Source organism: Pseudomonas sp. W2I6, assembly GCF_030815935.1.
In the GTDB taxonomy this organism is placed as follows: Bacteria; Pseudomonadota; Gammaproteobacteria; order Pseudomonadales; family Pseudomonadaceae; genus Aquipseudomonas.
In genome coordinates, this window is sequence record NZ_JAUSXJ010000001.1 from 3241696 (window position 1) to 3263081 (window position 21386).

Consider the following 21386-nt stretch of genomic DNA (forward strand, 5'->3'; position numbering starts at 1 on the left):
TTTTGGGGTTCAAAAGGGGCAGCTAGCCCCAACGCATCACAGACAACAGCCACACCAGAGACAGCGCGGACGCCACCCAGATGCTCCAGCCGGTTACGCCGATCACCAACAAATGCAGGTAGGCGCTGCCGAGAAGACCGATAAACAAGCGATCACCACGGGTGGTGCTGATCGGTAAAAAGCCGCGCCGGGGGATACTCGGCGAGCGCAATTCCCAGGTCGTCATGCCCACCAGCAGCAGGCCGATCGCGGCAAAGAACAGTGCAGTCGGGGTGGTCCAGGCCATCCATTCCATCATCGACTCCTCAGACCCGGCCCAGGGCAAAGCCCTTAGCCACATGGTTGCGAACGAACCAGATCACCAGCATGCCTGGCAAAATGGTCAACACCCCCGCCGCCGCCAGCACGCCCCAGTCGATGCCGGAGGCCGAAACCGTACGGGTCATCACTGCGGCGATGGGTTTGGCGTTCACCGACGTCAGCGTGCGTGCCAGCAGGAGCTCAACCCAGGAAAACATGAAACAGAAAAACGCCGTGACGCCGATCCCCGAGCCAATCAGCGGGATGAAGATCTTCACGAAAAACTTGGGAAAACTGTACCCGTCGATGTAGGCCGTTTCGTCGATTTCCTTGGGCACGCCCGACATGAAACCTTCGAGAATCCACACCGCCAGCGGCACGTTGAACAGGCAATGGGCCAAGGCCACCGCGATATGCGTATCGAACAAGCCAATGGACGAATACAGCTGGAAGAACGGCAGCAAAAACACTGCCGGCGGCGCCATGCGGTTGGTCAGCAACCAGAAGAACAAGTGCTTGTCGCCGAGGAAGCGGTAGCGCGAGAACGCGTAGGCCGCCGGCCAGCGCCACGCTCAGGGAAATCACGGTGTTGAGGCTGACGTAGTACAGCGAGTTGAGGTAGCCGGTGTACCAGCTCGGGTCGGTGAAGATCACCTTGTAGTTGGCGAAGGTGAAGTCCTGCGGAAACAGGGTCAGGCCGCCGAGGATTTCGGTGTTGCTCTTGAAGGACATGTTCAGCAGCCAGTAGATCGGCACCAGCAGGAACAGGATGTAGACCAGCAGCGGGATTACCTTGCGCTTGCTCATGTTGGCGGCCTCAGCGGTTGGCGTCGGAGTGGGTCATGGCGGTGTAGAACAGCCAGGACACCAACAGGATGATCAGGAAGTACACCAGCGAAAACGCCGCCGCCGGGCCCAGGTCGAATTGGCCTACGGCCATCTGGGTAAGCGTCTGGCTGAGGAAGGTGGTGGCGTTCCCTGGCCCGCCGCCCGTCAGCACAAACGGTTCGGTGTAGATCATGAAACTGTCCATGAAGCGCAGCATCACCGCGATCAACAGCACGCTCTTCAGTTTTGGCAGCTGGATATGTCGGAACACCGCCCAGCTGGACGCCCGATCAATCCGCGCCGCCTGGTAGTACACATCCGGGATCGCCCGCAGCCCCGAGAAACACAGCAGCGCCACCAGGGACGTCCAGTGCCACACGTCCATCACCAGCACCGTGACCCAGGCGTCCATGGTGTTGGCGGCGTAGTTGTAGCTGATGCCCATCGCATTGAGCGTGGAACCCATCAGGCCAATGTCGGCACGGCCAAAGATCTGCCAGATGGTGCCGACCACGTTCCACGGAATCAGCAGCGGAATCGCCATCACGATCAACACCAGCGACGACCAGCGGCCCTTGGTGGGCATCGTCAGGGCAATCGCGATGCCCAGCGGAATCTCGATCAACAGCACACACGCCGAGTAGATGAACTGACGCAGCAGCGAGTCATGCAGGCGCGGGTCCAGCAGCACCTGTTTGTACCAGTCGGCGCCGACGAAGTAGCGGCTGGATTGGTCGAAGATGTCCTGCACCGAGTAGTTGACCACGGTCATCATCGGGATCACCGCGCTGAAGGCCACCAGCAGGAACACCGGCAATACCAGCCACCAGGCCTTGTTGTTCTGCACCTTGTTCATGGCTGCACCTCCAGCAAGTAGTCATCGGCATACACCATCAGCCACTGCCCCGGAAAGCTGATGGACGCCTGGCCCTCGGGCACCGGTTTGTCTTCGGCCAGGCGCACTTTCAACGGTGCGCCATCGAGGTTGAGGGTCATGATCTTGTAGGTGCCGAGGTCTTCCACATGGGTGACTTGCGCCTGTAGCGCGTCGGGATTGTGCTCATCCCACACATGGATAAATTCCGGGCGGATGCCGACCTGCAGCTTCTTGTAAGGCATTTCGCCAATGCGCTGCTGCAACGCCTCGGGCAACGCCAGATGTGTCCCGGCAAAGCGCACACCGCCCGCCTCTGCCTGCACCTCAATCAGATTCATCCCAGGGCTGCCGATGAAATAGCCGACAAAGGTGTGGCTGGGCCGCTCGAACAACTCCCGGGGCGTGCCGAACTGCACGATCTGCCCGCCATACATCACCGCGATCTTGTCGGCGAAGGTCGAGGCTTCCAGTTGGTCATGGGTCACGTAGACCATGGTGATGTTGAACTGCTCGTGGATCTGCTTGAGCTTGCGCCGCAGCTTCCACTTCAGGTGCGGGTCGATCACCGTCAGCGGTTCGTCGAACAGGATCGCCGACACGTCATCCCGCACCAGCCCGCGGCCCATGGAGACTTTCTGTTTTTCATCGGCAGTGAGGTTGCGGGCCTTTTTGTCCAGCAGGTTTTGCAGGTCGAGCACCTCGGCAATTTCCTGCACCTTGCTGTGAATCTTCGCCTCGGCCATGCCCTGGTTTCGCAGGGGAAAAGCCAGGTTATCAAACACGGTCATGGTGTCGTACACCACCGGGAACTGGAACACCTGGGCGATGTTGCGTTTTTCCGGGGTCAGCTCGTTGACCACCTTGGCGTCGAACAGCACCTGGCCTTCGGATGGGCTGAGCAGGCCGGAGATGATGTTGAGCAAGGTCGACTTGCCGCAACCCGACGGCCCCAGCAACGCGTAGGCGCCGCCCTGCTCCCAGACGTGGTTCATCTCGCGAATCGCGTAGTCCTCAGGGCCGTTTGGCTTTGAGCTGTAGCTGTGGGCCAGGTTCTGCAAATGGATCTCGGCCATCAGGCAACCCTCGCGACACGTCGGCCGGGGGCCTGGACCAGCCGTCCCTGGCCATCGAACACAAACAGTTTGTGGGTGGGGATATAGATGCGGATCGGCGCGTCGACGTCGTACTCGTGCACGCCTGGCAAATGCAGCACCAGCAGGAAGTGTTCGCTGCGCACATGCAGGAAGGTTTCCGAGCCGCTGATCTCGGCGACCTCCACGGTCACGGCCAATTCCAGGTCATCGTCGTTGCTCGGCACCAGGCTGATATGGCTGGGACGCACGCCAAAGCGAAACTCCGCCCTCACCGATGGGCCGCAGGTCGACGTTCAGCGGGAAGTGCACGAAGTTGGCGAAGCTCACTTCGTTGCCACTGATGCGCCCGGGCATCAGGTTGATCGGCGGCTCGGAAAACAGCTCGGCCGCCAGCACGGTCTGTGGCTGGTGATAGACCTCGGCGGCCTTGCCGCTCTGGATCACCCGGCCCTCGTGGAGAATCGTGGTGGTGCCGCCCAGGGCCAGGGCTTCGTTGGGTTCGGTGGTGGCGTAGATCGCGATGGTATGGCGTGCCTTGAACAGCTCGCGCATTTCCTGGCGCAGTTCTTCGCGCAGTTTGTAGTCCAGGTTCACCAGGGGTTCATCGAACAGAATCAGCTCGGCATCCTTGACCAGCGCCCGGGCCATGGCGGTGCGTTGCTGCTGGCCGCCGGAGAGTTCCAGGGGGTGACGCTGGAGGAATTTCTCGATACGCAGCATTTTCGCGGTTTCGAGGACTTTGCTCTGGATCTGCTCGGCAGAGACTCCGGCCTGGCGCAGCGGCGAGGCGATGTTCTCGAACACGGTCATGGTCGGGTAGTTGATGAACTGCTGATAGACCATCGACACATTGCGCAGGCGCACCGGCTTCTGGGTGACGTCCACGCCATTCATCAGGATGCGCCCGCTGTCGGGCTTGTCCAGGCCGGCCATCAGGCGCATCAGGCTGGTCTTGCCGGACAGGGTACGGCCCAGCAATACATTGAAGGAACCGGCTTCGAAACGCAGGTTGGCGTCGTCGATCCAGGTTTGGCCTTCGACAACGCGAGTGACGTGCTCCAGGGTCAATGACATGACACGACCTTTTTATTATTGGAATGGTTCTGGCAGGAGCACAGAGCGAGTTCCGTGCCAACAACCCAAACCTCAGGCTGGTCAACGAGTTAGGCAAAACAGCGATTCGCCTCTGAACAGAAATGAACAGGTCAGGCTGAACAACTGAACAATCGGCGGGTTGACAATGAACAGTTCTGAACAACACTGAACGGGCCTTCCGCACCCCAGAACAACAACAAAGCAAGGGTCACCGCCATGAGCACACCGCTGGCGCACGATGCCATCATCCAGGACTCCTGGCGCCGCTGCCGGGCCTATGGCCTGGATCACCAGAGCACACCGAGCTTCGACCAACTGCCCGCAGACGGCGTCAGCCAGTTGCTGGAAAGCCAGCATTCCCTTGTGCAGACCACCCACCAGGAAGTGCTGCCCTACTACGAAAACATCCTCAGCAATTCCAACTGCCTGATCATGCTTGCCGACAACCAGGGCCAGGTGCTGACTTCGTGGGGCACCCAACGCTTTATCGACCCCAAGCTGGCCCGTGGTTTCAGCGCCGGCGCCAGCTGGATGGAGCGCTCCAGCGGCACCAACGCCATCGGCACCGCCCTGGCCTGTGCCCAGGCAGTGCATATTGAACATGACGAACACTTCCTCAAGGCCAACCGTTTCATGACCGGCTCGGCAGCGCCGATCTTCGATGCGCAGCGGGAAATCATCGCGGTGCTGGATGTGTCCAGCGACAGCTACCTGCCGCCTTCCCACACCCTCGGCATGGTCAAGATGATGAGCCAGACCGTCGAGAACCGGCTGATCCTCAACCTGTTTCGCGGTGAGCATTTCCAGCTGACGTTCAACACCGGGCTGAACAACCTCGACAGCCAGTGGGCCGGGCTGCTGATTTTTGATGAAAGCGGCCAGGTACTGTCAGCCAACCGCCGGGCGGACAACCTGCTGGGCATCAGCCTGTCGCGGGTATTGATCGACAGCCTGTTCAAGGTCTCGCTGCTGGAACTGCTCAACCAGCCCGAAGGCCTGCCCTTCTCGCTGCAAGCCGCCGGGCGCAACCGTTTCCAGTGCCTGCTGAAACGGCCGAAACAGGCGCCAGTGCAGGCTCGCGTGTTCGTGGAAACGAAAAAGCCCCGCGAACCCGGCCCCACGGCCATCAGTCTCAAGACCCTGCACTTCGGCGATGCCCGCGTGGAAAAGGCCGTGCGTCAGGCCGAGCGCCTGCTGGAAAAGGATATTCCGTTGCTGATCCACGGTGAAACCGGTGTCGGCAAGGAAGTGTTCGTCAAAGCCCTGCACCAGGCCAGCTCTCGCAGCCAACAAGCGTTTATCGCGGTCAACTGCGCAGCGATCCCCGCCGAACTGGTGGAGTCGGAACTGTTCGGCTATGAAAAAGGCGCGTTCACCGGCGCCAACCAGAAAGGCAGCATCGGGCTGATCCGCAAGGCAGACAAAGGCACGCTGTTCCTCGACGAGATCGGCGACATGCCCCTGCCGACCCAGGCCCGGCTGTTGCGGGTATTGCAGGAACGCTGTGTGCAGCCTGTAGGCAGCAGCGAGTTGTACCCGGTGGATTTGCGGATCATCTCCGCCACCAACCGCTCGCTGCGCGAACAGGTACAGCTCGGGCGTTTTCGCGAAGACCTGTATTACCGCATCGGCGGCCTGACCCTGGAGCTCCCGCCGCTACGGGAGCGCACGGATAAACAGGCGCTGTTCAAGCAGCTGTGGCAACAGCATCGCGAGCCGACGCAGTGGGCCGGGTTGAGTAACGAGGTGCTGGCCTTGTTTGAACAGCATCCGTGGCCGGGGAACCTGCGCCAAGTAAGTAGCGTGTTGCAGGTGGCGCTGGCCATGGCGGAAGAGCAGCCGATTCGGGTGGAACATTTGCCGGATGATTTTTTTGTGGATTTGAATGGGGTGGTGCCAGAGCCAGCCGGTGAGAGGCTGGATGACAGCATGGACCTTGCCCAGCGGTTGAAGGCAGCGGGCGGCAATATTTCTCACCTGGCCAGGGAGCTCGGCGTCAGCCGCAATACCCTGTACAAGCGACTGCGGCAAAACGAGGACTCTGATCAGGAACACGGGTAAAACTGTGGGAGCTGGCTTGCCTGCGATAGCGGAGTGTCAGCCAACATCTCTGTCACTGACACATCGCTATCGCAGGCAAGCCAGCTCCCACAGTTGATCTTCATTGGTTTTTGAGAAGTGGGTTCAGTTCAGGACCGGCCTTGCCCCCATTGGCACTTTGTGCCCCGGCGCCGCCATCTCAAACAACTGCTCCACCCGCGCACTCTCCTGCGCACTCGGCTTGATCGCCAATGCACACGCCACAAAAATCCCCGCATTGACCACCAGCCCCACAATCCCGCTGGTCAACGACCCCAGCCCGGGAATGTCGTCCGGATACATCGTCGTCAGCACAATCGCCACCACGATCCCCGCCAGCATCCCGGCAATCGCGCCTTCCTTGTTGCCGCGGCGGCTGAAAATGCCGAAGAACAGCGGCACCGCCAACTGGATAATCCCCTGGTAGGAAATCTGCGCCAGCAATTGCAGTCGCGCGTAATCAAAGGTCAGGTATGCCAGCACCGAGGCGGCAACGATAAACACCACCATCCCGGACTTGGCCAGCAGCGTCAGTTGCCGGTCGGTACGCGGGGTGTTCCAGGTGGCAAGGTCGTTGGCGAATTGGGTGCCGCAGACCTGCACGCAGCCGTCGACGTGACCGATGCTCGCCGCCAGTACGATGACGATCGCCAGCGCCAGCATCCACGGCCCGCCGATGTCGAACAGCGAGAGGAACCAACCTTGTTGCGGGTGCGCGATGACGTTCGGGTCCTGGCTGATGGCCGCGGCAAACAGCATCAGAATCCCGTAGAAACCACCCACCAACAGGATCGTGTACAGCGTGCCTTTCTTCACCGCCTTGACGCCGCTGGCGGTGTAGATGCGCTGGAAGCTCATGGGCCAGCACATCGAGCCGATCACGCCGGTGAAGATCAGGCTGAACATGTACAGCGGGCCGTAACCGGTGCCGCTGGCGCCGGGAATCAGCAACATTTTCGCCGGCAGGTGCGCCAGGTTGGAGAACGACGCCTGGTCGCCGAACAGCAGGAATACACACAGCGCCGCACACACGACATAGGCGATCAGGCCCTGGAACATGTCGGTCATGATCAGCCCGCGCATGCCCATGCTCACGGTCCAGTACTGGCGCACCAGCACCACCACCACGCCGGCGACCAGGCAGGTGGTGACGCCCCAGCGGCCGAAGCTGGCGAACTGGAACAGCATCGCCAAGGCCTGGATGCCCATCACCACCCACGGGAATACCGAGATGATGCCGATGATCGAGGCCACGCGCTTGACCACCGGGCTGTTGAAGCGCATGCCGAGCAAGTCCGGCTGGGTGCGCAGGTTGAAACGCTGGCCCCAGGTCCACGCGCGGCGGGCCATCAGGTACATTGCCGTCACGCCAAGGGTGGCGTAGACCATGCCGTAGAAGCCCAGGGCGCCGCCGATGGTCAGGGCAAAAAACGCGGTAAAGGTCGAGCCCGGCCACCACGAGTTGGTGTAACACATGGCGATGTACCACGGCCCATAGGAGCGCCCGCCTACGGCGTAATCGGAAAAACTCGTGCTCTCGCGGTTGGTGGCGTACAGCACGGCGATCATCCCGGCCAGGAACAGGCCGATGACGCCGAAGGTGATAAAGAGGTTGGCATCGCTGGCGGTGCTGATCATTGCGCATCCCCCTCTTCGGGTATTTCGCCGGCCTTCAATTCGGCGACGTACAACGCCCACAGGCCCAGGCCTGCGAGGACTGCAATGGCGATCCAGTAGAAGATCGGCAACGGTATGCCCAGTACCAACGCGGTACTGCCGCTCACGCTCAAATAGAACGGCGGGAATAAGGCGAGCATCAGCAACAGGAAAAAGTACACGCCGAAGAGTTGGCTTTTCAGGCGTCCGGGTGGTGCGCTATCAGATTTCATGAGTCGGGTGCTCCTTGAATTTGTGGATCGTTTTTTTGTGTGATCAAACAAAAATCAAGCAGTGAAAACGCAGGCACCAATCAGCGCCCAAGTGACTTCATTCAATGCATTATTGTTGTCTGGCGCAGGCTCAAGCCTGTCTTAGCCAGGTTTCCCATTGCGAATCGTTGATGATGCTGCGGGCACGCATGTGCTTCCAGGTGCCGTATTTGTAGAAGTCGAAATCCAGCTGCGACACCGCGTGCTGCACCATCGCCCAGGTCGACCATTTGATGTCCGCCAGGGCCTTGTGCAACTTGATGCGCGCGAGGTTCTGCGGGGTGACCTGGCCGAAGTAATCCTCGATCAGGGCCAGTTCCATTTCATCAGTGAAAAACATCTCGCCGAACCACAGCGCCAGTTCGTAATGCCGGTCGTTGTTGGAGGCGTATTCGAAGTCCACCAGACGAATTTGCCGACGGTCGTTGAGCATGAAATTACCCGCCAGGGTGTCATTCATGCAGGGAGCCAGGTCGATGCCGGAAGCTTGCAGCACGCCCCGGGCGCGGTCGCATTGGCGGCGCAGCCAGGCGTCGTCGGCGGGCTTGCAGCCGTTGAGTTGCTCCACCTGCCGCTGGTGCTCGGCAATCATGTCGAACACGGTCTTGGTCTGCACCAGTGGCGGCTGGTCGTTGAACGCCTTGAGGGCGTGCAGCGCGTTGTGGTGGCGCACGTCGCGGTCGAGGAAGTCGTGGTTGGAGGAGGCGCGCCAGCCCTCCATGAACTCGAAGACTTCCACGCCGAACTCTTCAAGGAACGCGAACACCGGCGCGCCATAGCCGGTTTGCGCCGCCTTGAGGCTGGCGTCGTGGGCCGTGCGGCGGTCGATGAACATCTCGGTGCCCACGCCCGGCACCTTGAAGAAATACGCAGTGTCGATCCCGGCCACTTCCACCCGCCAGTTGGTGTTGGAGATCCCGCCGCTGACCGGTTCATAACGAATGCCGGTGCCGCCCCAACTGGCAACCCCGCGCACCGCCGCTTCCAGTTGACACTCTTGTGGCGTACACGCCTCACCTAACGCTTTCATGCCTGTCCCTCCTGTACCTGACGTAGCCAACCTTCAAACCGCGGGTCTTGCAGACTTTGGCGGCAGCGCAACAGCGTCCACTGCCCGACCTTGGAAAACTCCAGCGGCCGCGCCGAGGTAGCGCCGACCCAGAGGCCCCAGAGCGTCCAGTACCAATCGTTGATCAAGGCGTACAAGCGGCAGCGCGCATAGTCGCTTTCACGGCACTCGCCGGCCCAGGCATGGATGCCTTCGCGCCAGTCGTTTTCGAAGACGTACAACTCGTTAAGGCTGATGGCCACGTCGTACCAGGGATCACCACTGCCGGCGTAATCGAAGTCGATCAGTTGCAAGGCGCCGTCCGGGCCGATCATCACGTTGCTCGCCACGCCGTCGCCGTGCAGCGGCACCGAGTCGCTGGCGTTCAGTTGCAGCGAGGTCCAGGCCAGGTCAATGCAGGTGCTGATCCAGGCGTGGTCGATGGGCAAGGCCACGCTGTAGCGCACGCATAATTCGTGCAGGTGCTGGATGTCTTGCAGCGGCGAGCGGGCGAAGCCCGGTGAGGTGCCTTGGTGCAATTGTTTCTTCAGGGCCCAGAGCGCTTGCAGGCGCCGGGGCTGCATCAATTCGTCGAGGCGGGCCCAACGCCATTCGCTGGCGGGCAACGCATCCAGCAGCAACACGCCGGCCGTGGCATCCACCAGGCGCACACCCGGCGTCACGTCGCAATCAGCTGCCAGTTGGGTGGCGCGGGCAGTGCGTTCAATGTCGATCAGCGCGCGCATGTCGTCATGCAAGACTTTGGCGTAACACTGGCCCCACGGTGCGCTGACGGTAAAACCGGCCCACTCGGTGGCCAGGCGTACCGGCGAGGCAATCCCGGCGGTGCCCTCTTCGACCACCACATGGGCGGACAAGCCGGCGGCCTCCAGGGCGCCCAGCAGCCGTGACTTTGCTTGCAAACGACTCGACATGGCAGACCTCAGCGGTAGGCGTTGGGGGTGGAACAGGCGCGGTGCAGCAACGCGGTCAGCATGTGCAGGCCGTTGCGCATGTCCTGTTCGCTGGTGAATTCCGCTTCGTTGTGGGACACGCCATTGCTGCTCGGGATAAACAGCAGGCACACCGGGTAATGCCGGCTCAGGCTGATGGCGTCGTGGCCTGACACGGTGACGCTGTTGCCGATGGGCAAGCCCAGTTGCTGGCCGACGCCGTAGGCCAACTCGGCAAAACCGTGGTGCAGGTGGGTCGGCTCACGCAGGGCGCGGCTTTCGATGCTGTAGTCAGTCGACGTGGCGCTGGCGGTGGCCTTGAGGCTGGCGTCCAGGCGCGCACCGGCTGCGGCCAGTAATTCGGTGTCGGGCGAGCGGTACTCGACATGCAACGTCACGCTGGAAGGCACAACGTTGGGGGAATTGGGATAGATCTCCAGGCGCCCCACCGAGCTGTGCAGTTGCACGCCGTGCAGGTCGGCCTCGGCCCGCACCGCAGTGATCGCGTGGGCGGCGGCCAGCAAGGCATCCTTGCGTGCAGCCATGGGTGTAGGACCGGTGTGGTTCTGTTCACCGATGAACCGAATCCGTTGCTTGAGGGCGGCCCAGGTGTCGCGCACCACACCGATGGCCAGCCCGTCGCGCTCAAGGCCATCACCTTGTTCGACGTGGATTTCCACATAACCGGCGACGTCCAGCTCGACGCGGCCCTCTCCCAGATAACCAATCTGCTGCAGCGCATGCTTGAGGCTGATGCCATCGCCATCGCGGCAGGCCCAGGCGTCCTGCAGTGGTAGGTCACCGGTGAACACGCTGCTGCCGATCAGACTGGGCTGAAAACGCGCGCCCTCCTCGTTGGTCCAGTTCACCACCGCCAGGTTGCACGCCGGCGTTTCGCCGCGCTCGCGCAGTTGGCGAGCCAGGCTGGCCACCGCGACTGCGCCGGCCAGTACGCCATAGACCCCATCGAAACGCCCGGCACTCGGCTGGCTGTCCAGATGCGAACCACACAGCACGTAGGGCGCTTCTGGATTAAAGGTGATCAAACCGAACATGTTACCCACTGCATCCACACGCACGTCAAAACCGCGTTCAGTCAGCCAGGCCGCGAACAGGTCGCGCACGGCGCCGTCTTCGGCCGAGGCGGCGAGGCGATGCAGCCCACCGGCCTTGGTCGCGCCGATGGCCGAGGTGTCGCGGAACAGCGCCTCGAAGGTTTCAAGGTCCTGTTCACTGGGCACCAGCAACTCAGGGGTAAAGGATATCGACATGGGCTTGCTCCAGGCGGGTCGCAAAGTCGTTGGACGGCGCACGATTGGTGACCAGGGTCGTGATGGCGCTGAACGGCAGCGTATTGATAAAGGTGCGGTGGCCGAACTTGGCGTCATCGGCCAGGATCACGCTGCGCAGGCTGTGTTTGGTCAGTTCCCGGCGCAGCAGCGCCTCGGGCTCCTGGTAGTCCATGAACCCCAGCTCCAGGTCGACAGCGCCGATGCCCATGAAGGCAATGTCGTAGTGGAACTGTCGGACGAATTCCAGGGTGTGGGCGCCAATCAGCGCGTTGTCGTTGCGGCGCACATCGCCGGGCACCACCAGCACCTGGTTGGCGCTTTGCTCGGTGATCAGGCGGGCGATGTCCAGGGAGTTGGTGATGATGCGCAACTGGCTGAACGCGGTCAGTTGCTGGGCCAGGGCCAGGGTCGAGGTGCCGGTGTCGAGGAACAGCACCATGCCTTCGCTCACCAGCTTCGCTGCACACACCGCGATACGCGTCTTGGCCTGGGGCTTGATGCGGCTGCGCACCTGCAGCGGCTGTTCTTCGTTGAGTCGCGGCAGGATCGCGCCGCCGTGGATGCGCCGCAGCTTGCCGGCTTCTTCCAGGTACTTGAAGTCGCGACGGATGGTTTCTTCGGAGACGAACAGTACCTGCGCCAGGTCCGACGCCTTGACGCGCTGGTGTTGAGTGAGCAGGAGCATGATTTCGTCGAGACGTGGCTGGTTGAGCATAAAAGAGGTATTCCAGGGCAGGTTCAGGCGGCCGGTATTGCGCGCCCCACGGCGAAACGCGGCGCGAGCCGGTCCAGCGGGGAGCATAGAACGTAATACAGCCATGGACAGGGTCACGGGTACCTCTCACTCATCAGGGTGTGAAAGGGCAGGACAACACAAAGCGTTTATCACGGGCGGGCTTCTTTTGAGCCCACTCCGGGTGCAATCAATCAGGGCATCAGCATCGGGGGGAGGTGCTGATCCCAGGGGGCGATGGCTTCGACGGCCGCGCAGAATTGCAGCACCTGGGCGTCGGCAAAACGTGGGCCGATCACCTGCAGGCCAATCGGCAAACCGCTCGGGCTGAAGCCGCAGGGCAGGCTGGCAGCGGGGTTGCCGGTGATATTGAACGGATAGGTAAACGGCGTCCAGCGGGCCCAGGGCACCGCGCCCTCCTCGCCCGGCCAGCCCTCGGGGGCAACCCGGTCGGCGGCGAACGGCAGGATCGGCATCGTCGGCATCAGCAGTACGTCGTAGTCATTAAACAGCGCGTGTACCTGATTGGCGAACAGTGCACGTTGCTGCACGGCCTTGAGGTAGGCCGCCAGATCGTAATCGGCGGAGCGCTTGATCAGCGCAGCGAAACCCGGGTCCAGTTGGTCGAGGCGATCGGCCAGGGATTTGCCATAAGCGATCCCGCGCCCGCCGACCCACAGGGTTTCGAAGGTGGCCAGCGGGTCTTGCCAGTCCAGGTTCAGGGTGGTGACGGTGACCGGCAGCTCATCCGCAAGGTAATGCACCGCCGCTTCGACGGTGGCGGCGATGACCGGGTCCACCGGCGTATCGAACAAGGTCGGGCAATACGCCACACGCACGGGGCCCAGCGGTTGGTCGCAGCGTGCCAGGTAGGACTCGGTGGGCGCGGGCAAGGCCTGGTGATCCAGCGGATCGGGCCCGGAGAGGATATCGAAGAGCAACGCGCTGTCGCGCACGGTACGGGTGATCGGGCCGGCGTGGCTGAGCATTTCAGTGGCGGACCAGGGCCAGGTGGGGATGCGCCCCAGAGAGCCTTTAAGAGCGAATGCACCGCAAAAGGCGCCGGGAATGCGCACCGAACCGCCGCCGTCGGAACCCAGCGTGGCCGGGACCATGCGTGCTGCCACCGCAATGGCCGAGCCGGAACTGGATCCTCCGCTGGTGAGCTGGGGGTTCCAGGGGTTGCGGCCATTGCCGAAAACCCGGGAGGTGCTGGCGCCGGTCCAGCCGAATTCGGTGGTGGCGGTCTTGCCGAGGATGATCGCGCCGGCCTCCTTGAGGCGGCGGATGATCGGGGCGTCCTGGGTGGGGACGTTGTCCAGGCCGGTCAGCGAACCGCGGGTGGTGCGCAGATTGGCGGTGGAGAACAGGTCTTTGATGCCGAAGGGGATGCCGTGGAGCGGGCCACGAAATTGGTTGGCCTGCGCTTCTGCGGTCAGGATTTCAGCCTGCTCCCGCGCGGATTCGGTGTAGACGTCGCCGAAGGCATTCAGTGTGGGATTGTGGGTTTTGATGGCTTCGAGGCTTTGCTCGACCAGTTGCACAGGGGTCAGTGTGCCTTGGCGGATGCTTTCGGCTGCGTGCAGGACGCTGGGCATGTGGGTCAGTGAGGTATCAGTCTTCATTGAGCATCCTGGGACATCTGCGAAATGATCCAGCGGGTACGTCAATAGACGCCAAGGGAATGGAAGCTGTCAAGTTGGATTTGTTGCGTATGTGGGTTTTGTGGGATTTATTTTTGTCGGAGATTTGGCTTACGAAAACGGGTCGGTTTAGCCGGGGATTTGGCGAAACGTCCTATCAGTAGCAGTGGATAGCTCTGACTTCTTTCTCTTACAAACCTCTGCAAAGTCCCTCGCCTGATCACACAGCGCGAGGGAACGCCGATGTTTTTTTCGATTAATGCCCTGCCCGATGGGGCTGCCTCTTGAATCCCGCCATAGGCAGATTGGCCCTGGCTCCCATGGATGTGGAGACGAAGGACGTTGAAGCGGTCTTTCGTAATTTCAGGGAGTGCCTTAACTCGTTTGACGATTGGGCTGAGAGCTTCTGGAGCTTTTCGTCGCTGGAAGTCGAGCAGGTGTTCAAGGTTGGGGATGAGGTCGCGCTGGTCGCGCCTGTTTCCTCTAAAGCCCCCAGTACCACCGTTGCAATGTGCAAACCCAATGGTGCGCTGACCCTGGTGCATATGTTTGAGAGCAAGCGGTTTGTGCCGATCGGCAACACGCCGGTCATGCTCCAGGCCATCGCCGAGGACGGCAGCCTGATCGGTCCCCCCATTCATAAAACCATCGGCCCCAGCGGCATCCTCGAAATCACCGACTGCACGCGCGACCAGCAGTATCAGGTCAGCTTCTACCCCGATGTTTCCAAGGATCACGTCAAGGCGCTCTACGCCTCCTATCAGTCGGTGATCAGCTCACTGGAAAGCAGCTTGCGCAGTGAATGGACGAGCACCTTCGAAGAGCAGTGGAAACAGTACTCAAACGCCAGCGCCCTCGACCGTCGCAAGTTGATGGACGCCGCGTTTGTGCGAGGGATTACGAACACGCTGTACAGCCTTTGGGACGGTATTCCAAACCTGTACGACTGGCTGGCGGACATCAAACCCAATAGCGAAAAGTTGCTGCAGTACCTCTCCCAAGGCGAGCTTGAAGAGCTGTTGAAGCTCAGCAATGAGGCCATTGCCAACGGTCTTCTGGTGCTGAGCGATGAACCGCTGTTGTTCATCTATTTGTCGGCGATGCTCAGTTGGGCGCAATTGCTTCCGCCGCCGGACATGAACGAGCTGCTGGGGGAAATGACTTCCGAGGTACTGCTCAACCTGCTGTTGCTGTTGGCCACTGGCGGCATGGGTGTGGCGGTGCGTTTGGGCCCGCAGGTGCTGGGCAAGGTCAGGTCCGGCCGGGCACGGGTGTTACTCGAGCAGATGGCCAAGTTGGGCGAGGCACCACGGCTGGACTGGCACCCCAGTGTGCTTAAGCCGGTGTCGCTTAAAAATGACCCAGTGTCGATCAAGGCAGCGGCCGTGCCGTTGAAGGCCGGTGTAAACGAGGTTTCGAATCCGGCAGCGCTGGTCCGAAAGCCTAAAGCAGCGCGCACGGCGCTGGTGAAGCAAGAACATGTGGATGATGCCCCGGCTTCGGCGAAAAACCCCAATGGAGATGCTTCGGTCTGTTCGGCGAATACCTGTACCAATGGCTGCCCGGTTTCGATGGTTACTGGTGAGGAACTGCTGACCCTCACAGACGGCTCGTTGGAGGGTGTCCTGCCATTTGCCTGGACGCGGTTGTATCGCAGCAGTGCCGTGGAAGTGGATTGCGGGTTGGGGTTTGGCTGGAGTCATGCGCTGGCGCAGCGGTTGGTGGTGAGCGGCGGATCGGTGGTGTGGACCGATCACGAAAACCGCAGCACCACCTTTCCCCTGCCCTCTGCTGCACGGCCGGCGATCACCAATAGCCTGGCGGAAGCGGCGATTTATCTGGGTGCTTTGCCGGATGAATGGGTACTGGCTCAGGCGTCGCTTTTCTACCACTTCCGTGACGGTGTGCTGACGGCGATCAGCGACGCTTACGACAACCGGCTGCGCATTGCTCGCGATTATTCCGGGCGGATTCAGCGGATCGATAACCATGTTGGCCAGGGATTGCTGCTGCGGTATGAGCGCGGCCATATCGTTGCGGTCGACTATCAGGTGCAGCGGGAACTCGGCTGGGTTACCGAGCAGAACGTTGTTTCCTACAGGTATGACGACGCCTGTCGATTGATTGAAGCGACCAACGCTGTCGGCGAAAGCGAGCGTTATCGGTACGACGATCAGCAGGTGATCCTGGAGCGGGAACTGGCCGGTGGGGCGAGTTTCTTCTGGGAGTGGGAACGGTCCGGCAAGGCGGCAAGGTGCGTCCGGCACTGGGCCAGCTTTTCGCAGATGGACACGCGGTATGTGTGGGACGACAACGGCACGGTCACCGTGCACAACGCCGATGGCAGCCAGGAAGTCTACGTACACGACCAGCGCGCACGGCTGGTACAGCGGATCGATCCGGACGGCGCGCAGCACTTCAAATCCTACGATGAAAAAGGCCGGCTGACGGTCGAGCAGAATCCGCTGGGAGCGGTGACGGCCTATCAGTACGACGAAGCCGGTCGGTTGATTGCGCTGTTTCCCGGGGACGATACGCCGACGTCCTACGAGCATGACAACGGGTTCGTACGGGTTGTGCGCCGTGGTGATGCGGTGTGGAAATACCAGCGTAACGATCAAGGCGATATCACTCGCAAGACTGATCCGGACGGCAATTACACCGAATACACCTACACCCCACACGGAAAGCTTACGGGTGTTTGGTATCCGGACAACAGCAGCCAACGCTTTATCTGGAACGAACGCGGCCAGCTCATTGAGGAAAAACTGGCGAATGGCGGTGTGCGGCGTTATCGCTATGACGAGCTGGGGCGGCAGGTGGCTTGCGAGGATGAGCATGGTGCACTGACCCAGTATCAGTGGGACGCCGTAGGTCGTTTGCTGAAAGTGATTCAGCCTGACGGGGCCACACGCGAATTCAGCTACAACCCGTACGGAAAAATCACTGCTGAGCGCGACGAGTTGGGCCGCGTCACCCGCTACGAATACGCCGATGGTCTGCACCTGATCAGCCGCCGGATTAATCCGGACGGCACGCAGCTTAAATACCGTTATGACAATGTTCGGCTGTTACTGACCGAGATTGAAAACGAGGTCGGAGAGACCTATCGACTTGAGTACCACGCCAACGGCCTGATCCAGCAGGAAACCGGGTTTGATGGTCGCCGCACCGCCTATGTCTACGACCTCGCCGGGCATCTGCTGGAAAAGACCGAGTACGGCGACGATGGCAGTCGTCTGGTTACTGGCTATCAGCGGGACAGCGCCGGTCGCCTGGTAAGAAAAACCCTGCCCGACTGCAGCACGGTTGATTACACCTACGATCGCCTCGGCAATCTCCTCAGCGTCGACGACTGTCATTGGCCGCTGCATTACGAATACGACCTGCAAAACCGCCTCACCGCCGAACACCAGGGCTGGGGCACGTTGCGCTACCGCTACGACGAATGCGGGCAACTCAACTACCTGCGCCTGCCCGACAACAACCGCCTCGCTTTCCACCACGAAAAAGGCGGCGACCTCGCCACCATCGAACTCAACGGCAACCTGCTCACCTCGCACCTGTTCAAATCCGGCCGCGAACATCAGCGCCAGCAAGGCCAACTCCTCAGCCACTATCACTATGACGACCAGGGCCGCCTGCACGCCCACGCGATCACCCAACAGGAACAACGCCACCAGCGCCGCCAATACGACTACGACAAACGCGGCAACCTGACCCGCATCCTCGACACCCGCAAAGGCCAGCACGACTACCACTACGACCCACTCGACCGCCTGACCCGCGCCAACCACTCGCACGATCTGCAGGAACGCTTCGTCCACGACCCGGCGGGCAACCTGCTGATGCAAGACCGCGTCGGTCCGAGCGTAGTCAAAGGCAATCGCCTGTTGATGCAAGGTGACCGCCATTACGACTACGACGCTTTCGGCAACCTCCTGCGGGAACGCCGGGGTCGGGCGCAGCAGTTAGTTACCGAATACAGTTACGACTGTCAGCACCGCCTGATCAGCGTCACCCAACCGGACGGCACCCAGGCCAGCTATCGCTACGACCCGTTTGGTCGGCGTATCGCCAAAACTACAAAAGGCCAAACCACCGAGTTTTTCTGGCAAGGCGACACGCTGATCGCCGAACACAGCGCCGATCACCACCAGAGCTATATCTACGAACCCAACAGCTTTCGTCCATTAGCGCTGCTGAAAGGCTACGGCCCGGAAGACGTAAAACCCTTCCACTACCAACTCGACCACCTGGGCACCCCGCAAGAACTCACCGCATCCGATGGCGAAATAATGTGGTCAGCGCACTACCGCGCCTACGGCCAAATCGCGAAGCTGGACGTCAACACCCTCACCAACCCGCTGCGCTTCCAGGGCCAATACTTCGACCCGGAAAGCGGGCTGCACTACAACCGTCATCGCTACTACAATCCGGACATTGGCCGCTACCTGACGCCCGATCCCGTGAAGCTGGCGGGCGGGCTGAACGGATACCAGTACGTGCCCAACCCGACGAGGTGGGTGGATCCGTTGGGGTTGAATACCTGTCCGGGTGGGGATGGATGCAAGCCGACGCACCACGCTGAAGATCCCACGAGCAAAGCCAAGGTAAACGAAGGCGACGTAGAGCCACCTAAAGGATTCGATAGTAAGCTCTCAAGAAATGGAGCGCTGAGAAGAGCTAAAGAGATTGGTGGTATTCCACGAAGCGCACAGCCTATAGCGGTTGAAAGGGATAAGATCCGTGATCAAGATATATACATATCGGGCAGGATATATGTTTTCAGCCTTAAAAAAGGTCATGTCACTAAGATTTATGAACACTCCCTAGGTCATGTAGAGGGCAATCACGGTCCACACTTCAACACAAAAAACACGATTGGAGGAATAAAGGTGCCTTTGAGGATTGGCGATGACTCACATACATATTTCAAGGGAAAGCCATGAAAACCGCATATATAAATGAAACTGGAGTAAAACCTTGGAACGGGGTAGAACAGATAGATGACTCTCAGTTTTCCACATTAACCTTAATTGACCATGACTTTCGCTGCGTTTGGGATTCCTGGTGCAACGTGGCGGAGTGCTTAGTAGAAGAATGGCCGATCAAGCGGGAATGGCGGTCGATAGGGTGGGGAGATTTTTACTCCAGGACCGAGGAATACCTACTAAAAAAGGAATTGGCTGGTCAGATAAAAAATGGAGATCTATTCGGAAAAAATGATAGCACCAACATATATTCGATAATAAAAAACATTCCAACCTTGCCCAGAGATATAACAAATTCCGCACTGGAAGGTTCAAGCGAAACAATTTTGATTATGCAAAAGTCAGTCCCTTCAATAGAACAGCTTTGGACCGACATGACTATTTTCGAAAAAAAAGTGACTACCAAAAATATAAAAACCTTCCTTGAGATTCATCCACAAACCGTGCTTTGCAGGTTCTTTGATTCAGAAACACATGCCGCCGCTCAATTTATAAGCATGATTGATGTTCAAGAGAAACTAGTCAGCGCAATTCAAAAAAATGAGATCCGAGAAATCACTCAACGAGAGGTCTACAGTTATATTCACACATGAAGAATAGCCGAAAGCCAAACTTTCCACCAAACATCATGAATTGCGACGTACCTAAACGTTCGACTCAAAAAAAGTCTCTCCTCTTGACGCAGGATATTTTAACCAAATAAATCCGCCTCACTCTGTTTCTTTACTGCGACTACTTGCCGTGACCAAAAAAACAATACTACACACCAAAAGCGGAAACGTATTTGGAGGACGATAAATGGCGATCTCACTGAAAAAACCATCAGGCTTCACATCGAATAATCACAAAAAAACACAGGTGGTGGCGCTCAGCGAGCACGTTGAAGAGGATGCGACGTTGCTCATCGACGGCACCATATTGAATTGCTTCGTCAGCTTTTGCCCTTATGAGATCGAAGTAGGAAAAACCTATGATGTAGATCTGACAATAAATCTATCCGACGACTAAGAAGTCATCAGGATCGACACAGTCGATTGTCTGGTTGAAAAAACAGGCCATGGCTATGCTTATTTTCTGTTTGGAAGGCTTTGCAACGAGACTTTTCACACGTTTACGCCACTTGACGATCAAGACTTGCACTACGAGCATCCAGAATTAAACGAACAACTTATCAGATTGGAAGTAGAGAGAATTGACGTGAGCTTTCACTGACATTGCAACAAACAGATAAAAATACCGATTGCCTTACTCAAACCAACGCTCAAAAAAATTTAGCCATTGCGCATGTAACACAATGAAAATTTAAAACCGAGAAATTAAATATTTTAATATCTAGATCGGAAAAAAATGCTATCGACTTATTTGAGTACAGATTCGAAACAAAAAAATCCAGCTCTGGTGTAACAACAAAATTTTGCAGCCCGGACGGATCACCTAACCTATACCCTACGAACTACTTCCTAAGCCTTTGATTTCTGTGGGCCACCTGACGTCGTATCATCAGGCGGGCATGTAGTTTATACAACGCAGCCCTCACTCTACTGCGGCAAACGTTCCCCTCAACTCCACGCCACCACCAACAACCCCGCCCCCAACACCAAACACAGCGGCGAGTAAAAAAATGTATCCAGCCGCGCAAACCGCGACCCGCCGACCTTCTTGAAAAAACCCACCAGCTCTGAATCCCCAATCGCCCGGGCAAACATCACCAGTGCTACTGCACTAATCCCCCACTGCAACGCATGGTTGGACACCGGCTCGAAATACAGCCCGGCCCGCAAACACACCAGCACCGCAATCGCCACCAACCCCACACCCACCAGCAACGTTCCCAGTGCCGACGGCTTGAACGCCGGTCGCGGCCCGCTGGCGAATTCACCCGGCAGCTGCGGAATAGCCGCCGTCACACCCAATTTGCCGCCGGCCGCCCAGTACAAATGCACCAGGCTGATAAAGCCAAAAACCCCGACGATCCATCGCGCGACTAAAAAGCTCATGGCTGGATATCCTTGGAAAAGTCCGAGAGAGGATAGCCCTCTTGAGATTTTTTGCAGGCAATTCGTCGGCGGCTGATGGTAAAGTGCCGCCCCATGAAACTCGCCCGTACCGACCGCTCGCTCATTGCCTGGATGCTCTACTGCTGCGTCCTGTTCAATGTGTTCGCCTGCAGCATCGGCCACGGGCAAATGGTCGGGATGCAGCTCAACGGCATCGGCGGCCAGTTCTGTACGGTGGACCCGCGCACCCAGGCGCCGGCGCCTTACAAGTCCACCGATGAATCCCTGCCCACGCTCTCGAAAGCCTTCGGTTGCCCGCTGTGCTCCACCGGCGGCATGGGCCCGGCGCTCAACTCCAGCCTCAACGTGGCGGTGCTTCCGCAACCCCATGCGCCGCCGCCCGCCATCGTTGCCAGTGCCGACATCCCTGCCCGCTTCACCTGGCCTGCGGCTAATCCGCGCGCCCCGCCCGCCTTCGCCTGATACCTGCGCTTTTCTGATTGGCCCACGCGGCTGCCTCCCCCG

At 59.4% G+C, this 21386-nt stretch carries 16 protein-coding genes and 2 pseudogenes; 5 read left to right on the forward strand and 13 right to left on the reverse strand.

Annotation, left to right across the window (positions count from 1 at the left end; all coding sequences use genetic code 11):
* Positions 1-22 precede the first annotated feature (22 nt).
* From QF039_RS15100 to QF039_RS15120, 5 genes and pseudogenes are all read right to left on the reverse strand, one after another.
* Positions 23-295 carry a DUF2160 domain-containing protein gene (locus tag QF039_RS15100; protein ID WP_003218532.1) on the reverse strand — a complete coding sequence of 91 codons (273 nt, stop codon included), beginning with the start codon at positions 293-295 and terminating at the stop codon, positions 23-25.
* A gap of 10 nt (positions 296-305) precedes the next feature.
* Positions 306-1107 (reverse strand): annotated as a pseudogene (locus QF039_RS15105) (carbohydrate ABC transporter permease).
* A gap of 10 nt (positions 1108-1117) precedes the next feature.
* Positions 1118-1984: a carbohydrate ABC transporter permease gene (locus tag QF039_RS15110; protein WP_003218527.1), complete on the reverse strand. Its 867-nt coding sequence runs from the start codon at positions 1982-1984 to the stop codon at positions 1118-1120.
* Complete coding sequence (locus QF039_RS15115; protein WP_003218526.1) at positions 1981-3078, reverse strand: ABC transporter ATP-binding protein; 1098 nt, start codon at positions 3076-3078, stop codon at positions 1981-1983. The genes QF039_RS15110 and QF039_RS15115 overlap by 4 nt, the downstream gene beginning before the upstream one ends.
* A pseudogene (locus QF039_RS15120) lies at positions 3078-4173 on the reverse strand (ABC transporter ATP-binding protein). The gene QF039_RS15115 and the pseudogene QF039_RS15120 overlap by 1 nt, the downstream one beginning before the upstream one ends.
* Positions 4174-4410: 237 nt before the next feature.
* Between QF039_RS15120 and QF039_RS15125 the strand changes: the two are divergent.
* The gene (locus QF039_RS15125; RefSeq protein ID WP_307519203.1) at positions 4411-6255 is read left to right on the forward strand and encodes a sigma-54-dependent Fis family transcriptional regulator; all 1845 of its coding nucleotides are present in this window, start codon (positions 4411-4413) and stop codon (positions 6253-6255) included.
* Positions 6256-6378: 123 nt separating this feature from the next.
* On the opposite strand, the gene QF039_RS15130 is transcribed toward QF039_RS15125, so the two are convergent.
* The 7 genes from QF039_RS15130 to QF039_RS15160 all read right to left on the reverse strand — a co-directional run bounded on the left by QF039_RS15130 (position 6379) and on the right by QF039_RS15160 (position 13825).
* On the reverse strand, positions 6379-7911 hold the full coding sequence (locus tag QF039_RS15130; RefSeq protein WP_307519205.1) for a sodium:solute symporter: 1533 nt from the start codon (positions 7909-7911) through the stop codon (positions 6379-6381).
* Positions 7908-8162, reverse strand: a complete 255-nt coding sequence (locus tag QF039_RS15135) for a hypothetical protein (RefSeq protein WP_003218518.1) — start codon at positions 8160-8162, stop codon at positions 7908-7910. Before QF039_RS15135 ends, QF039_RS15130 begins: the two co-directional genes overlap by 4 nt.
* A gap of 130 nt (positions 8163-8292) precedes the next feature.
* Complete coding sequence (locus tag QF039_RS15140; RefSeq protein WP_307519207.1) at positions 8293-9231, reverse strand: choline kinase family protein; 939 nt, start codon at positions 9229-9231, stop codon at positions 8293-8295.
* Positions 9228-10184, reverse strand: coding sequence for an aminoglycoside phosphotransferase family protein (locus tag QF039_RS15145; protein WP_307519209.1), 957 nt, complete (start codon positions 10182-10184; stop codon positions 9228-9230). Before QF039_RS15145 ends, QF039_RS15140 begins: the two co-directional genes overlap by 4 nt.
* An 8-nt stretch (positions 10185-10192) precedes the next feature.
* A complete protein-coding gene (locus tag QF039_RS15150; protein WP_307519211.1) occupies positions 10193-11473 on the reverse strand; it encodes a M20 family metallo-hydrolase in 1281 nt (426 codons plus the stop codon).
* On the reverse strand, positions 11451-12209 hold the full coding sequence (locus QF039_RS15155) for a DeoR/GlpR family DNA-binding transcription regulator (RefSeq protein ID WP_177051426.1): 759 nt from the start codon (positions 12207-12209) through the stop codon (positions 11451-11453). Before QF039_RS15155 ends, QF039_RS15150 begins: the two co-directional genes overlap by 23 nt.
* 212 nt (positions 12210-12421) lie before the next feature.
* Entirely contained in the window at positions 12422-13825 is a 1404-nt protein-coding gene (locus QF039_RS15160; protein ID WP_032899092.1) for an amidase, read from the reverse strand.
* 365 nt (positions 13826-14190) lie between these two features.
* Here QF039_RS15160 and QF039_RS15165 point away from each other — a divergent pair, with 365 nt between their 5' ends.
* The 3 genes from QF039_RS15165 to QF039_RS15175 all read left to right on the forward strand — a co-directional run bounded on the left by QF039_RS15165 (position 14191) and on the right by QF039_RS15175 (position 19872).
* A complete protein-coding gene (locus QF039_RS15165) occupies positions 14191-18822 on the forward strand; it encodes an RHS repeat-associated core domain-containing protein (protein WP_307519213.1) in 4632 nt (1543 codons plus the stop codon).
* Positions 18819-19457 carry a hypothetical protein gene (locus QF039_RS15170; RefSeq protein WP_102605488.1) on the forward strand — a complete coding sequence of 213 codons (639 nt, stop codon included), beginning with the start codon at positions 18819-18821 and terminating at the stop codon, positions 19455-19457. The genes QF039_RS15165 and QF039_RS15170 overlap by 4 nt, the downstream gene beginning before the upstream one ends.
* A gap of 205 nt (positions 19458-19662) precedes the next feature.
* Positions 19663-19872 carry a hypothetical protein gene (locus QF039_RS15175; protein WP_307519218.1) on the forward strand — a complete coding sequence of 70 codons (210 nt, stop codon included), beginning with the start codon at positions 19663-19665 and terminating at the stop codon, positions 19870-19872.
* Positions 19873-20423: 551 nt separating this feature from the next.
* On the opposite strand, the gene QF039_RS15180 is transcribed toward QF039_RS15175, so the two are convergent.
* Positions 20424-20861 carry a DUF3995 domain-containing protein gene (locus QF039_RS15180; protein WP_003214721.1) on the reverse strand — a complete coding sequence of 146 codons (438 nt, stop codon included), beginning with the start codon at positions 20859-20861 and terminating at the stop codon, positions 20424-20426.
* 93 nt (positions 20862-20954) lie between these two features.
* Here QF039_RS15180 and QF039_RS15185 point away from each other — a divergent pair, with 93 nt between their 5' ends.
* A complete protein-coding gene (locus QF039_RS15185) occupies positions 20955-21344 on the forward strand; it encodes a DUF2946 domain-containing protein (protein WP_003214719.1) in 390 nt (129 codons plus the stop codon).
* Positions 21345-21386 lie beyond the last annotated feature (42 nt).

Excerpts from the sequence above, each read along its gene's own strand:
- QF039_RS15165 (WP_307519213.1), top strand. The coding sequence starts at position 14,191 with ATGGATGTGGAGACGAAGGACGTTGAAGCGGTCTTTCGTAATTTCAGG.
- QF039_RS15125 (WP_307519203.1), top strand. The coding sequence starts at position 4,411 with ATGAGCACACCGCTGGCGCACGATGCCATCATCCAGGACTCCTGGCGC.
- QF039_RS15145 (WP_307519209.1), bottom strand. The coding sequence starts at position 10,184 with ATGTCGAGTCGTTTGCAAGCAAAGTCACGGCTGCTGGGCGCCCTGGAG.
- QF039_RS15135 (WP_003218518.1), bottom strand. The coding sequence starts at position 8,162 with ATGAAATCTGATAGCGCACCACCCGGACGCCTGAAAAGCCAACTCTTC.
- QF039_RS15150 (WP_307519211.1), bottom strand. The coding sequence starts at position 11,473 with ATGTCGATATCCTTTACCCCTGAGTTGCTGGTGCCCAGTGAACAGGAC.
- QF039_RS15180 (WP_003214721.1), bottom strand. The coding sequence starts at position 20,861 with ATGAGCTTTTTAGTCGCGCGATGGATCGTCGGGGTTTTTGGCTTTATC.
- QF039_RS15160 (WP_032899092.1), bottom strand. The coding sequence starts at position 13,825 with ATGCCCAGCGTCCTGCACGCAGCCGAAAGCATCCGCCAAGGCACACTG.
- QF039_RS15130 (WP_307519205.1), bottom strand. The coding sequence starts at position 7,911 with ATGATCAGCACCGCCAGCGATGCCAACCTCTTTATCACCTTCGGCGTC.
- QF039_RS15170 (WP_102605488.1), top strand. The coding sequence starts at position 18,819 with ATGAAAACCGCATATATAAATGAAACTGGAGTAAAACCTTGGAACGGG.
- QF039_RS15175 (WP_307519218.1), top strand. The coding sequence starts at position 19,663 with ATGGCGATCTCACTGAAAAAACCATCAGGCTTCACATCGAATAATCAC.
- QF039_RS15115 (WP_003218526.1), bottom strand. The coding sequence starts at position 3,078 with ATGGCCGAGATCCATTTGCAGAACCTGGCCCACAGCTACAGCTCAAAG.
- QF039_RS15140 (WP_307519207.1), bottom strand. The coding sequence starts at position 9,231 with ATGAAAGCGTTAGGTGAGGCGTGTACGCCACAAGAGTGTCAACTGGAA.
- QF039_RS15100 (WP_003218532.1), bottom strand. The coding sequence starts at position 295 with ATGGAATGGATGGCCTGGACCACCCCGACTGCACTGTTCTTTGCCGCG.
- QF039_RS15155 (WP_177051426.1), bottom strand. The coding sequence starts at position 12,209 with ATGCTCAACCAGCCACGTCTCGACGAAATCATGCTCCTGCTCACTCAA.
- QF039_RS15110 (WP_003218527.1), bottom strand. The coding sequence starts at position 1,984 with ATGAACAAGGTGCAGAACAACAAGGCCTGGTGGCTGGTATTGCCGGTG.
- QF039_RS15185 (WP_003214719.1), top strand. The coding sequence starts at position 20,955 with ATGAAACTCGCCCGTACCGACCGCTCGCTCATTGCCTGGATGCTCTAC.